General features: G+C 51.6%; 11 protein-coding genes. 3 read left to right on the top strand and 8 right to left on the bottom strand.

Annotated elements, in window-relative coordinates:
* Positions 1-125: 125 nt before the first annotated feature.
* The 3 genes from KDW_RS18290 to KDW_RS18280 all read right to left on the bottom strand — a co-directional run bounded on the left by KDW_RS18290 (position 126) and on the right by KDW_RS18280 (position 2,553).
* A complete protein-coding gene (locus KDW_RS18290) occupies positions 126-800 on the bottom strand; it encodes a pentapeptide repeat-containing protein (RefSeq protein ID WP_162005365.1) in 675 nt (224 codons plus the stop codon).
* 142 nt (positions 801-942) lie between these two features.
* The gene (locus KDW_RS18285; protein WP_151757429.1) at positions 943-2,214 is read right to left on the bottom strand and encodes a hypothetical protein; all 1,272 of its coding nucleotides are present in this window, start codon (positions 2,212-2,214) and stop codon (positions 943-945) included.
* Between the two features lie 39 nt (positions 2,215-2,253).
* Positions 2,254-2,553, bottom strand: a complete 300-nt coding sequence (locus tag KDW_RS18280; protein WP_151757428.1) for a hypothetical protein — start codon at positions 2,551-2,553, stop codon at positions 2,254-2,256.
* A gap of 294 nt (positions 2,554-2,847) precedes the next feature.
* Here KDW_RS18280 and KDW_RS18275 point away from each other — a divergent pair, with 294 nt between their 5' ends.
* Entirely contained in the window at positions 2,848-3,822 is a 975-nt protein-coding gene (locus KDW_RS18275) for a GNAT family N-acetyltransferase (RefSeq protein ID WP_151757427.1), read from the top strand.
* Positions 3,823-3,991: 169 nt separating this feature from the next.
* Positions 3,992-6,049: a molybdopterin-containing oxidoreductase family protein gene (locus KDW_RS18270; protein WP_151757426.1), complete on the top strand. Its 2,058-nt coding sequence runs from the start codon at positions 3,992-3,994 to the stop codon at positions 6,047-6,049.
* 62 nt (positions 6,050-6,111) lie between these two features.
* Here the strand turns inward: KDW_RS18270 and KDW_RS18265 are convergent, their stop codons facing one another.
* On the bottom strand, positions 6,112-6,612 hold the full coding sequence (locus KDW_RS18265) for a histidine phosphatase family protein (RefSeq protein ID WP_151757425.1): 501 nt from the start codon (positions 6,610-6,612) through the stop codon (positions 6,112-6,114).
* On the opposite strand from KDW_RS18265, the gene KDW_RS18260 reads away from it, so the two are divergent.
* Entirely contained in the window at positions 6,611-6,832 is a 222-nt protein-coding gene (locus KDW_RS18260; protein WP_151757424.1) for a hypothetical protein, read from the top strand. The genes KDW_RS18265 and KDW_RS18260 overlap by 2 nt on opposite strands.
* 85 nt (positions 6,833-6,917) lie before the next feature.
* Here KDW_RS18260 and KDW_RS18255 read toward each other — a convergent pair whose 3' ends face one another.
* From KDW_RS18255 to KDW_RS18240, 4 genes are all read right to left on the bottom strand, one after another.
* The gene (locus KDW_RS18255; RefSeq protein ID WP_151757423.1) at positions 6,918-7,271 is read right to left on the bottom strand and encodes a CU044_2847 family protein; all 354 of its coding nucleotides are present in this window, start codon (positions 7,269-7,271) and stop codon (positions 6,918-6,920) included.
* A 198-nt stretch (positions 7,272-7,469) separates the two neighbouring features.
* On the bottom strand, positions 7,470-8,699 hold the full coding sequence (locus KDW_RS18250; RefSeq protein ID WP_151757422.1) for a glycosyltransferase: 1,230 nt from the start codon (positions 8,697-8,699) through the stop codon (positions 7,470-7,472).
* Between the two features lie 112 nt (positions 8,700-8,811).
* Positions 8,812-10,086: a glycosyltransferase family 4 protein gene (locus KDW_RS18245; protein WP_151757421.1), complete on the bottom strand. Its 1,275-nt coding sequence runs from the start codon at positions 10,084-10,086 to the stop codon at positions 8,812-8,814.
* 98 nt (positions 10,087-10,184) lie between these two features.
* On the bottom strand, positions 10,185-13,457 hold the full coding sequence (locus KDW_RS18240; protein ID WP_151757420.1) for a type 2 lanthipeptide synthetase LanM family protein: 3,273 nt from the start codon (positions 13,455-13,457) through the stop codon (positions 10,185-10,187).
* Positions 13,458-13,557: the final 100 nt, after the last annotated feature.

Raw genomic sequence — 13,557 nt, 5'->3', positions numbered from 1 at the left:
TTAGATGTCTCACTTTGATTAACATAACACCACAGCACATAAACGAAGCGGCCCGCCTGATAGGTGGGCCACTTACATTTTTGGGGATTATGTTGTTTGATGGGACGCTGGCACCATGTAATTTATCAGTTGCCGAACGTTTTCACGAACCATGCTGGGAGTGGTTTGGCGGCCTCTGCCAGCAGCCATTCACGGGCCTGTTCACCTTCCAGGCGTCGTGGAGCTTTCTCTTCACCCACGGTAATCCAGTCGGCTCTGGCATCCTCCATACCGATCGTGCCGGCCAGCGCGGTATCCGCGAAAGCTGCTCCGGTGAAGTTGGCGTGGGCTACGTGGGCACGGTGGAAGTAGGCATGGCGCACATCTGTATCCTGGAAGTTGACATCCTCTAGATTGGCTTTACTGAAATCCACATAGCTGAAATTGCTCTCCGCTAGATCGGCCTGGTGCATATCAGCTGCGATGAACTCTGCGCGCACAGCATTCACTTTGTGCATACTGGCTTGCACAAACCGGGATTCTGAAGCATCCGTCTTAATCAGGCGTGCCTCATCAAGTACAGCCTGCACAAATGAGGCTTCAGTGAAGATCGCATCACTCATATTGGTGCCACGCAACACGGCCTGATCCAGGTTCACACCCGGCAATGAGATCCTTGAAAAATGGCGTCCCGAGAGATCCAGATCATGTAAGTCCATCTTGCCGGCGGCAAACTCTTGTCCTTCCGCCTTCAGCGTCTGTACCCACAGTTCATGGGCCTCTATGCGGGCCAATAATTCTGGTGGAATGAGTCGGGTCATCAGCAATTCCTCCATACATCACTTGTTTTTATATATGTATATCTTGCCGCACCTTTTACCGGTGCAGTTAGCAGGCAGCAAAGATATGTACCTCTATGGAGAGCATCATAGCTACTTTACTGCCGCTGCGCAAGCTTCAACTTTATGGCGTTGGTTTATTTGTTGGTGTTGGTTGAGCCGGTGGCGTTGGCGGCGCTGGCGGCGTTGGTTCATCAGGCCACCAGATGACGCGGTTATCTTGCCCGTCTCGCTTGAGCACTCTCTGGAGATCATCAATTTCTTTTTGCGTGAGTTTTCTGGTATCCAGGATTACATTCTCACCTTTATTGAAGTCTTTTTGCATCTTTTGTATTGCCCGCTCGGGATCAAACGCATTCCCATTTGTATCAACCGTTCGATAGCCTTTGACATCCCACTTCTGGCCATTGCCATCGGTTGCTTCATAGGAGGGATCGGTTGAAGGCACAAAGGGCCACGCGGCCTTGCCTTGCTCCATGACCCCTATTTCCACCTCGGCCTCTTCGGTACCGGCTAAGAGGTCATCCAGGGTTGCTACTGGTGTTCTCGTTGCATAGTTTCCGCCATGCGCGGGATCATAGGATGAGAGTGCGATAAACATTTGGAAGACGGCCAGTGCTCCATGGTTTTTTACGAGCGTGGGATTTTTCGCAATCACATCCGCATACCTTGAAAGCAGTGCGCGCAACTGTGCTTCCGTCAGATTGGGATTATTGGCGATAATGGCACGGATATCATCGAGCGATAAACCCAGATGCCCGAAGTCTTTAAAGAGTTTTTCTGCCAGTTGTTCTTGCGTATCTGTGAGGCTATTTTGTGGCGGCTGGACAGGATTGACCTTTGGTGGATTGGAATATGGCTGGTCGTTGGCGTGGATGATTTTTTCCCATGCCTTGACCGCATCATAGATGGCCCAACCAAAAGTTACCAGCGCACCGATAATTAGCGCACCCGCAATGACTGTCAGAATAATGCCTGGGATATCCGTAACTGGATCCAGTCCTGCTTGCGCGACAGAGGCTATATCAAGCGCCGCGGCGGCTTCCAGGACCGTGGATTCACCTTCAGCGGCGGCGGCCAGTGTTTCGGCTGCGGTTTCCACCTCGGTGGCGCAGGTCGTCGTAGCTGTCGCCACTTCCGCCACTGGTGCGGCCACACCAGAGATCAAGTTCTCGCTGATTACAAAGTCCTCTGTAAATTGCAAGGACACATCTGCCGCAGGACCAGAAAAGCGTTCGAGCAGGGCGGGCGCCGCCATCAAAGCTGTCGTGTTGCCATGAAAGCTCTTAACCGAGTCGAGATGGTTCTGTTGCATGGCATTGAGATGGGTTGGTAGATCATTAAATGGGCTCAGGATGGGCGAAATCCATTTAAGGATTGTATCAAGTGCACTCACGAATATATTCCTTTATAATTCTAAGCCGTGGCAAATTCTTTAGAAGGAAAAACCCTTAAATGATTTTGAAACATCCAGATCCAGGCCATTCATAGTATTAGCAGCTCCTTCTAACCAGGTCGCATAATCCATTTGAGCCTGAAAAGATTGCCGCAAGCGCTGATCATATTTGCTTAAAACCAGATTGAGGGAGGACTGCATAAATCCTGGCAGAGGAGAGATACAGGCCTGTACCTGGCTCCAGTGTGTTTCATGTTGCTGGAGATGATTTGTAGCGTCATCGCGTATTTTCCTGGCTGTTAATCTCATGTTGTCAACAGGATAATTGATGCTGGTCATTATTTGTGCTCCTTCATTGAAAAGCAATATATGTGACTGCTAGCATTGTAATGGATGTGGAGTACTTCTATTATTCAGGTGAGCTAGATGTGAGGAAGAACCAGGTAGCTGGTAAGCATGGATCTCGTGACCTGAATGTTTTATTTATATATACAAATGTCTTAATTGTGGCAAAAGACTAACATTTAATCAAAAAGTTGTCAAGGTATAATTGCATGATGAAGTCTTAAGAATATTTGTTGCCCGCGAACTTGTTTTAGCGGAACATTTAGTAGAAAAAGCAGGGAGGTTTTTATGTATCCCCACTTGCGTCGTGGCTATAGTGTGCGTAACCCTACCAGCGCGGATATGCCTGCGATTATTCAGTTGCTTTATGACTTTGATTATCATGAGACAGGCGAGGCCGATTTCTATCAGATTGAGGATATCGAGAACGACTGGCAAAGTCTGGATGTGTCCAGAGATGCCTGGGTCGTGATTGCTGAAGATGGCTTGCTGTGCGGCTATGCTACTTTGACTTTTGCGCGGCCGCGCGGCCGCCTTTTCGCGGATGGCTATGTGCATCCCCGCCACTATAACAATGGTATCGGCACTACCCTGATCGAGTTGATGGAGGCCCGTGCCGCAGAAATCGTGCAGCAGGAACCCATGGGCACACGGTTGGTGCTGGTCAATAATATTATCGCCACCAGCAGCGCATCCATCGAGCTCTTAGAGAAACTCGCTTATACATTGACGCGAGCTTATCTGCGCATGGGGATCGTGCTGACGGCGCCACCAGCAACGCCTGCCTGGCCGTCCAACATTGTTTTGCGCACCTGTGATGGCAGTCTTGAGGATATCTATCGGGTCTATGAAGTGGCTGAGGAAAGTTTTAGTGATCACTGGGCCCATCCTCCACAGAGCTTTGAAGAATGGAAAAAACACCATGTGCGCGAGAGCTTCAATCCTGATCTCTGGTTTCTCGCGCTGGATGGTGAGCAAATTGCTGGCGTTGCCCTCTGTCGCGACATGGAAGAGCACAAAGGTTGGGTGTCCGTGCTGGGTGTGCGCCGCCAATGGCGTCAACACGGCCTGGGCACTGCTTTACTTCACCATTCCTTCGCGGTCTTTTATCAGCGCCAGCGTCCAGCTGTCAATCTGGTCGTCGACTCGCAGAGTTTGACCGGAGCCCAGCGCATCTATGAGCGCGCAGGTATGCATGTCACTATGCGCATGGGTCGCTACGAAAAAGAGCTGCGTCCCGGCAAAGATCTGCAGGACGAGTAAGCATGCAACGTATGATTGGATGGTAGCAAAAAAATGCCATCCAATCATACTTTTTTCCGCGAAATCCAGATGTGATTGGCTGTTGGAGGCAGCCGTTTTTGTCTGTTATGCTTAAGTGGTGGGATGAAGTAAACACTAACCTGGAAAAGTGCTAGATAAGGGAGTATCTATGGTTACAAAGCGTCAGATTACCACCATGTGTCCAATGAATTGTATGCCGACCCAGTGCGGGATGACCGCTGAGGTCGAGGGCAATAAACTCATATCCATCAAGGGCGACCAGCATAATCCGGATAGCCAGGGTTTTCTCTGTGTACGAGGACGAGCCAGCGCTGAGATTTTTGAGAATCCTAAACGTTTATTGCATCCGTTGCGTCGTGTAGGCGAGCGTGGCGAGGACCGTTGGGAGCAATGTTCATGGGATGAAGCGTATACCTTGATTGTGAATGCAATCCAGCAGACACAACCTGAGCGCGTTGGCCTCTGGCGTGGTCATGGCGCAGGGACCACTGGTCCGATTGGCGGTACGCTGATCAGTCGTTTTGGCCGGCTGGCTGGTTATCAGAACTGGGTGTCCGCGATTGTCTGTTGGGCCATGGGTGGCTATGGCTTAGGCTTAACCGGGGCGCTCAAGACCAATACCAAACAGGATATGGCCGCCAACTCGCGTACCATCATTCTCTGGGGCGCAACCTTTGCCAGTCAGCCTGATCTAGCCCCCCATCTCGTCGCAGCCCGCAAACGTGGTGCCCATATCATTCAGATTGATACCCGTCGTACCGAGGCCTCCAGCCATGCCGATGAAGTCTTTTTGATACCACCAGGCAGCGATGCCGCGCTGGCCCTGGCTATGGCTCATAGTATCCTGCAAGAAGGCTGGCATGATCAGGAGTTTATTGCTCAGCATACCCACGGCTTTGATGCATTTAAAGACCATCTACAACAATACACACCTGAATGGGCCGCAGGCATTACCGGCATTGAGCCCGAGCGCATACGTGAGCTGGCGCGCCATTACGCTACCGAGACGCCAGCTGTAATTGTGCTGGGTGGCAGCTCCATGTTCAAACACCAATACGGCTGGGAGCCAGCCCGAGCCATTGCCTGTCTGCCTGCTCTTACCGGCCAATTTGGCATCGCGGGTGGTGGCCTGGGCCAGCGCCATGGTGCTTCTCCAGAAGGGACTGCACTCGCGGACGTCCTGGCCGATGCGGTGCCAGCCATGCCGAACGAGGCAGCTATCCCCAGCCATATGACGAGCATCACCAGGGCCCTGACCAGTGGCCAGCTTGATGTACTCATGCTATTTGGTACCAACATGCTTTCCAGCTTTGCTGATGCGAATGAGCTGGCTCGCGGCCTGGCTCAAGTCAAATTGATCGTGTCCTATGACATCTTCATGAACGCGACCGCCCGACAGTGCGCCGACCTGATCCTCCCCGGTACCGCCTGGTTAGAAGACATAGGACTCAAACAGACTGGCACCCATATCTATCTGATGGAACGCGTCCTCAAGCCAGCTGGCGAGTGCCGCAACCTGATCACAATCCTGCGCCAGCTCGCGCAAAGGTTACATCTCGACACCTTCTTTCCCTGGCAGGACGAGGACGATTATGTGAATGCGTTGCTGTCCGCTCAGAAGACCGACAGTGGTGAGTCGCTGACCGTGGCTAAACTGCAACGGCTCGGAGGCTACTGGCAAAAGAATGGACTCACTCATGTTGCCTACCAGGCACACAATTTCCAGACACCTTCCAAAAAGATCGAATTCTGGAGCGAGCGTGCTCAGCAGGCCGGATTATCACCCCTGCCAACATATACACAGCCAGCAGGTGCAGCCTATCCATTACGCTTCTGCCAGGGCCGTACCCTTACGGCTTTCCACTCCTTCTTTGATGAAGGACAGGCACTGCCGACGCTGGCCAAAGCTAATCCCGAACCAGAACTATGGATTCATCCACAGGATGCCCGGCAGCGTGCCATCGCCAACGGTACACCCATCCTGATCACCAACCAGCGTGGACAATTTGCCGCGAAAGCCCATGTCACCGACGACATCCTACAGGGTGTCGTCTGGATGCGTGATGGCTGGGCCGGCATCAATCGCGTCACCAGCGGTGATCCCATCGTATCCACGACCGCCAACAACATCGTTGCTGGTATCCCCGGAGGTCAGGCCGCCTATGATGCCTGGGTCGAGGTAGGTTCGGCCCTCGCGGCCGATTAGGGCCTTGCCATGTGGAGGAAGCCAATCGATCGCAAGGATCGAACCTACCAGGAGGTTGAGCGTTATTTTTCACGCCCGGGGGCAGATGCATCAACCTGATGATGAGAGATATCCGCATAAAGCTCAATCGTCGCGATACCATCTTCGATGACAATCTTGCTGAGAGACGTAGGGTGGATAAAGGGTGGCTCCCAGAAGCGTTCCAATGGGCGACCATCAAACGCACTGAGGATTGTTTTGAGAGTCACCGCATGTGTCACCAGCAGGATTGTCTCGCCTGCATGGCTTGCCAGCAACTTGTCAATCCTGGGCATAACTCTGGCGCGCAATTGAGCGAACGTCTCGCCACCATTCAGAGCTTGATAAGACTGAGGTGACTTCCAGAAGGCCAGACATTCGTCCACAGGCCGCAGCGACCAGCGCCAATACTTTTCGTTTAACGATTTTTGTGGCTGCGAAAGACGTTGTGAAGAAAAGCAGCAAATCGTACGTCGAGAGAGCGCCACACGCGGAGGCCGGCATGCGGCGTGATGGTGGAGCGAGGTGCGCAACGAGCATCGCATGCCTGTGGCGCCTACACCGAGACGGATCGTGTTTCGTGAGCCTTGGCGCACTGGTACGAGGATCCACGCGCTCTTCTACCACGTTGCTGTGCGAGCAGGCCACGGCACGGCACTCACGATCCCTGTAGGCGCCACAGCACTGCGCATCGTTCTTGCACGCTGGCCTGCGCAAACGGCAGCAGTGCGGCCTCCGCGTGTGGCGCCCTCTCCACGTACATAGTGCTTGCTGGTCACATCGAACCATCTCTCTACGTATCGCTAAACGAAAAGTATTGGCGACCAGCGCTGCCGGTACGAGGCGCTACTTATTTTTCTGTTTTGCCCCATTTCAGTGTGACGGCCAGCTGTGCCTCGCTACTTGATTTAGCGAGGACGGCGCCGACTTCTGCGTCGATTTTTACGGAGAACTGGACCTCGAAGGCCTCCGGGCGTGCTTGCTCTGAAATATTGGCGACACTCTCAGAAACCTGTTCGGCGCAGAGGTGAATCAGGCCCATGGCTTTTGTGAATAATTCCTGAGCCTGTTGGGGAATCCCTCTGGTGGCCCCATAAGGATCAGAACCACGCATCGCCTGGCCGGGATGTGTATTATCGACCTCAATATACATGGTGACTTCTTGCCCGGCTTCATTTTTCAGGGTATCTTTAATGATGGTCATCGGAAACTCCATATATGCAAAATAAGTACGTAGAAATTTTTCTACGCTGATAGGACCTGTCAGGTTCAATAGTATGCTGTTCAATCGTGTGAGCGGCGTTCACGATTGTTTTTTTTATAGCATGCTATCCTGAATATACTGCATAGTAGTATACTGATGGTTTTTACAGACTGTCAACAAAGAATATCTACTTCTCGACTAAATAGTGCAATAGAGCCCGATTAATTTCCGACTTTCCTGTTCCCAGTTCAAGTCCTCTTGCGCGGCCCGTAATGCATTGGCACGCATACAGGCCAGCTCGGCTGGATCATTGAGCATGGCATTGATGGCTATACCGACTTCCGCCGGATCCAGTGAAGGGACGACTTTGCCGACTGCATAGGTGGCGAGAATATCCTGTATGGCTTCCAGGGGGGAGGACAGTACTGGTAAACCTGCCTGGATATATTCAAATAGTTTATTGGGCAGGCAGAGCTTCATGTTACGGGTATAATCCAGCGGAATAATTGTCAGGCCAATATCCGCTGAAGCCGTCCAGGTATCCAGTTCTTCATAAGGTACAGGGGGTAGGATCTTCACATGTTGTTGAACTTTCTGTAACAGAATCAATTGTTCAAGTTCGGCCCGGGTGGTCCCGATGTTTTGTCCCAGCAGCACAATAATATTTTCAGGTTCGAGATATGCGGCGGCCCGTACCAGGCGATCAAGGGCGCGATCAGGTTGTAAATTGCCCTGATAAAGAGCGATACGTGTGCTGGCTGGCAGCTTTAACTGCTGGCGCAATGTATCAGTTTTGAGCGTTGCGCGATAGCAAGGAATATTGCGCAGCAGTATCGCTCTGGAAATATGGTAGCGTCGTTGTAATTCTGTGATGATGGGAGGCGAGACGGCTATGACGGCGCTACAGCGGGTGAGCATATGCTTCAGACACATTTTCATCAAGCCATACCAGAGTCGTCGACTCTTGCTCATAGTCATATGCGGTATATCCTGTAGCGGTAGTTCATAAGCTTCAAAGATCAGCGGTTTGCGCCGGAATCGGGCAGCCAGATAGCAAGCGGGTAAGGCTGTTAACTCACAGGCATGGTACACATCTGCTGGCTGCTTGAGTAAGGTCCATGTACCATCTACAAAGATCGAAAGAGCCTTGAGCCACGTTCCTTGCGCAAAACGTGTCCTGTCAAAATCAGGGTCAACGGTGATATGCTGGATACGATAAGGAAAATTAACTGGTTCTTGCAGTAATGGTGTGGATGTTACATCTACTACCGTAACCTGGCAGCCAGCCTGTGCCAGGGTTCTGGCCGTTCGTCGGGCCCGGACATCGCTATGGATGTTTCTGATCACATGCATGCATACATGCATCGAGCCTGGAATAGAGTGGCTTTCTTCCGCCTCATCCGCGTCCAGAGAGGAAATCATATTCATGTTGATGATCCTTTCTCCGCTCCCTTTAGTAATTTCCGTCTACGTCTACGTCTACGTCTACGTTTAGCCACAACATGTTAACCGCTATCATGCGCGCCCTATAGGCGTGCTATCAGTGTTGCGTGGCTGATGATAGCGGGATCAGCAATTGCAACTGTTCATGCAATCTGGCTGTGAGGTAGTCATAATCAAAATGTGTCTGGATATAGCTGCGCCCATTTTGACTGAGTTGTTTCATCGTATCCGGGTGGGTATATAAATAAAAGATGCCAGTGGCCAGCGCTTCAGGATTTTCCGGCTCGCAATAGATGCCTGCCCGGGCCTCCTGGACCGCGACGCGGCAGGCTTCTCCATTGAGGGCCAGGAGGAGTGGACGGCCACTGGCCATGGCTTCAAACATCTTCATGGGCAGCATATCCTCAAAAATGGGAAGTTTGCGTGTGTGGGCCAGACATATGCTGCTGGCGGCCAGTGCCAGCGGCATCGCTTCATGGGGCAGAGGCTGTAAAAAGTGGATATTTGTTAATTGCCGCCGGCTTGCCTCTGCCATCAATGTGGTTTTTTCAGCACCATCCCCGAGTAATACAAAACGGATATCAACCTGCCCACGAAGTTTCTCCGCCGCATCCAGTACGGTATGGAGTCCATGGGTCAGGCCATGAGTGCCGGCATATAGCACCGTAAACATGTCGGGCCAGCCCAGTTGCCGCCGGGCATCTGTCTGGGAGATTGGATAGAAGCGTGCGGTATCAACACCATTCGGCAGCAAAAAGATTTTCTCCGACCGTAGTCCGCGCCGCAGCAATGTTGTCCGCATCCCCTCCGTGACCACCCAGACCAGGCTCGCACGTTGATAGGTTTGCCATTCCAGCCATTCAGCTACTTTGATCAAGATAGGATTATGGAGTATGCCGAGTTGAACTGCGGACTCGGGCCAGAGATCAGCTACCCAGAAAATAAAAGGCACATGCAGAAACCATGTGAGAAGATGGGCGGCAATCACATTAAATAATGGCGGGGATCCCACAATAATCAGGTCCGGTGTTCCCAATGCTTTCTTGCCGATTAGTGCCGCCAGACAGCCAAAGGACAGATAGGAGGAGATACGCTTGAAAAAGCCGCGATTAGCACTCGTATAGCTCCACGTCCGGAGCACACGCACCCCATCGATAAATTCTATCTGTAATAAGCGCCCTCGATAGCGTGGTGGTACAATCCCAGTTGGATAGCTGGGAAGCGTTGTCAGTACCGTTACCTGATGCCCATAGCGTATAAGACGTTTAGCCGTTTCACCTACACAAACTGCCGCCGCGGCCTTTTCTGGATAATAATAGCGTGAGATAAAAAGGATATGCATTTCCCCACCACCTTCTGCAACAACAACCATCACCAATGATATACCCTGAATTGTATGTTGATCGGAAAGCAAGCACTCGACTCATTCATATCTTTCATCTCATAAAACGAACGAAACCGATAAAAGTATTATCCCCCCGTACCGGCGAGCAGCAGGACAGACGGAATTTGTGCGGGAGCCGCCAATCTCAGTAATGCATAACCAATGCCAGCCAGGCCGGTCATGAGTCCTGGCGTTTCCAGTCCTTCGGGTACTCCTGTAATCCATCCCTGTACTTTGATGCTCTGCACTAGTATTGCTGTCAGACGCTCGATGTCTGCCTGATATTTTTGCTGATCTGACATGTGTTGGGCACACAGCAGAATATCGAGATTACCGAGGTCTCCATGACAGAGGGAGTGATTACCGCCAAAGCCAGCAGAGAGGACAGTTTGTAGCGCCACTTCGATTTCAGTGACAATCTCTGCATCCTGACAGGCCTCTGGGGATCCCAGGCGGGCCAGGGCTATTCCGGCTGCACCATGACACCAGGCGACCATCAAAGCATCTGGCTCTGTTTGATTGGCAGTAGCGGGTAGTGGTTTGAGTGTGCGTAAGTCAGACCAGTTATGCTGGTCCACTGAATAATGCTGACGTTCATATTCCAGGGCAGCCAGAGCAGTAGCATAGAAACGGCGTTCTCCACTCACGGCGGCAAGTTGAAAAAGGCTCATGGCGATTCCGGCTACGCCTCGCGAGAAGCCAGTTAATGGTGCTTTATCGGCTGGAAAACCCCAGCCAATACCCTCTGGGGTTGAGCGTGTGTGGGTAAGCAGGTACTCTCCACATTGCAGTGCCACTTCGAGCAGGTGATCTGTTGGATAGACTTTATAGAGGCTGAGCAAGACCACCAGAAAACCGGCGGTTCCACCACTGATGTCAAATAGTACATCTTGCGCGATCCAGCCTGGAAGCTGACATGCCAGCTGCTCTGCATCTCGCAGGAGCTCAGGTTCATCCCAGAGTATTCCTAGCTGTGTCAGCAGGTAAATGAAGCCTCCAATACCATTAAATGCGCCGAGCCGGATATCCTGTCTGTCTTTGACGCGTGATTGAAATTTAGCGTGGGTTGTCATCAGGGCTTTACGCGCCAGGCTGGTAAACTGTGTATCTCCTGTGATGTTACCCAGATAAGCCAGGAAGAGGGTCATACCTGCCGTCCCGGCATAAAGATCGCCATCACTAAACGTGACCTGCCATTCCTGTTCGCCTACCTGGAGGAGTTCCAGCCATTCAACGCTCTCTTCAGACTGTAGCGCAGTCTCCACGATGCGCTTTCCGATCCGCGTGGCTTCGGCTATCAAGTCAGTCTTTGTGGCCGCTGGACCTGTCGCAGCTAAATGGAGCAGCCGTGTAAGCTGGCGATCCGCTACAGGAGCAAGGCTGGCGAATGCTGCTTTGATCATCCATTCTTGCCGTTCCAGATCCTGGGTATCCATGGCCTGGATCTGGCGCGTGGCCACGCTTAAACCGGACTCCTCAAAGAAGTTAGTGAGCATTTCACCCTGGCTACTATAAAGATTGAGTGAAGCTGGCTGCGTGGTAAAAATCGGCACATCGGCCCTCATAAGATCCTGGCGTTCCATGGGAATGATCCTGGCCAATAATGCTTCCTCTTCAACCTGTATCCACAGACGATCAAAGTAGCGGTCGCGCTCCAGCGCATCACGCAGGATGTCGGGATGGAAGCTGTTGTTGATTAAGATGGCATAGTAACCAGTTGCGCGTACCAGGCAGCGGACATCAGTCTGAGCGAAGCGTGGTAATACCTCGGTTAGTAATTCCTGGTGGTGGTGTTGTAGCAATTGATACACACGTCGAAAGCCAGCGATAATCTCGTCACAAAAGCTATGTGGATCAACATCTTGTTCTGCGAGCGTTGGCCGATGGTTTCCCAGTGTGATCGCAACATGTTCCAGGCGCAATTGCATATTATCGGTTCCGATATCTGCCCACCTGGCGACTGGAATCGGCGTCAACTGTCCGGCTGCACCCCCCAGACCACTGATATCGATGCCCTCGCCTCGTGCGCTGGACCAGATACGCTGGGGGAGGAGTCCAATTCGCAGGACTGAATGGTCCAGCGCTTGAATAGCTGGTCCTTGTTTCTGCATTGCTATTTCGCTGCTCATGTAGGGATGAAATAGCGCTTCAAGATCGATCAGGATAGGATGCTCACCCGCGGCGATCACGTTTTCCGCATGGAAGTCCGTGGCGGCCAGCGCATAGAGTAGCGCCAGATAGCCTCCCTGCCGACGATAGAAACGTTGTAGTTGATCCTGTGATGTACATGTTCTGGCTGCGACAAATTCCACCCATCCATGCGTTACCTTGTTCACAAAGTTGATGGTCTGGAATTCTGGTTGCCAGCCGTGTTGATTAAGCCAGCGCAAAAGCTCTTGAAACTGCGCATCGACAGCCAGCGAACGCGGTTTGTAGACGATCCGGAAGCCAGATTCCCATACCAGTACGGTGACACTACGTCCCTTTTTATGTGTATCACCCTGTCCAGCCTGAATATCTACCAGGCGTCCGGGCTCTTGTGCCGGTGCCATGGTGGCTTGAATTTCAGGCCAATCATCACACAGACGTGTAAGCAACTCCAACTCATAATCCACCCACATATCGATAGACTCGACCAGCTGGCGTGCCAGTACCACATATTCTTCGAAGAACGATAGAATATTCTCAGGTTGCGAGAGCAGCTCGATAAAATGGAAGAAGCGTTCTTCGGCCGTCTCGCCCTGTAAATGGCCCTGCATGCGGGCAATATTGAGTTCCAGGACAAATGTCTTCATTAATTTGGGCAGCAAACGATCCGGTATATGGGATAGCGTCAGTGGGAGCACCCGTTCTGGATCAAAAGGGAGAACAGTATATGCCTGTGTGAGTACCTGGATACCTGCTTTAATGCGCACCAGTCCGTCATTGATCAAAGGCTCAATGGTATCCAGAAAGGCCAGTGGATTATTGATTTTTTGCGCTGGTCGATAGGTGCGCAAGAGCGCCGTCTCAGGATTGTAGTGTTTAAATGTATCGATGATTGTGGTTAGCCAGGGAAGCGCAGCAGTTTCAGCCAGTCTGGTTCGCAATCCATCGGTTGACTCAGCGAGGAGGATTAAGAGATCCTCTTCCGTTAGCTCGTCTATAGCCAGGCGTTGTGAAAAATAGGATCCTTTACTGAAAGGAGGCTGTTCTTTCCAGCGTTGAAAGCGTTTATCAGCGGTCTCTTGTAAGGCTGGATCCACTTCGGGAATAGCCTTTTGCAGTATGATTGCTCGTTCAGTTAAACTCAGGGCACGATACCAGCTCGCTTGATAACCATCCTGTTCTTCCTGTGAAGACAAAATTTGTTTCATCATATTTTATTCCCATCAGGCATCCTGAATACTCATAGTGCCATACATGCATGATCTACTACACAAAGTTGTAATCATAAAAACAATCTCATGGATTATAAGT

It is taken from the genome of Dictyobacter vulcani (genome assembly GCF_008974265.1).
Taxonomy (GTDB): Bacteria; Chloroflexota; Ktedonobacteria; order Ktedonobacterales; family Ktedonobacteraceae; genus Dictyobacter; species Dictyobacter vulcani.
This window is presented reverse-complemented; position numbering and strand designations above follow the sequence as displayed.

Bases quoted from the DNA above. Each gene is read 5' to 3' on its own strand.
- KDW_RS18255 (WP_151757423.1), bottom strand. From the start codon at position 7,271: ATGACCATCATTAAAGATACCCTGAAAAATGAAGCCGGGCAAGAAGTC.
- KDW_RS18245 (WP_151757421.1), bottom strand. From the start codon at position 10,086: ATGGTTGTTGTTGCAGAAGGTGGTGGGGAAATGCATATCCTTTTTATC.
- KDW_RS18270 (WP_151757426.1), top strand. From the start codon at position 3,992: ATGGTTACAAAGCGTCAGATTACCACCATGTGTCCAATGAATTGTATG.
- KDW_RS18275 (WP_151757427.1), top strand. From the start codon at position 2,848: ATGTATCCCCACTTGCGTCGTGGCTATAGTGTGCGTAACCCTACCAGC.
- KDW_RS18290 (WP_162005365.1), bottom strand. From the start codon at position 800: ATGACCCGACTCATTCCACCAGAATTATTGGCCCGCATAGAGGCCCAT.
- KDW_RS18240 (WP_151757420.1), bottom strand. From the start codon at position 13,457: ATGATGAAACAAATTTTGTCTTCACAGGAAGAACAGGATGGTTATCAA.
- KDW_RS18260 (WP_151757424.1), top strand. From the start codon at position 6,611: ATGCCTGTGGCGCCTACACCGAGACGGATCGTGTTTCGTGAGCCTTGG.
- KDW_RS18265 (WP_151757425.1), bottom strand. From the start codon at position 6,612: ATGCGATGCTCGTTGCGCACCTCGCTCCACCATCACGCCGCATGCCGG.
- KDW_RS18250 (WP_151757422.1), bottom strand. From the start codon at position 8,699: ATGAATATGATTTCCTCTCTGGACGCGGATGAGGCGGAAGAAAGCCAC.
- KDW_RS18280 (WP_151757428.1), bottom strand. From the start codon at position 2,553: ATGACCAGCATCAATTATCCTGTTGACAACATGAGATTAACAGCCAGG.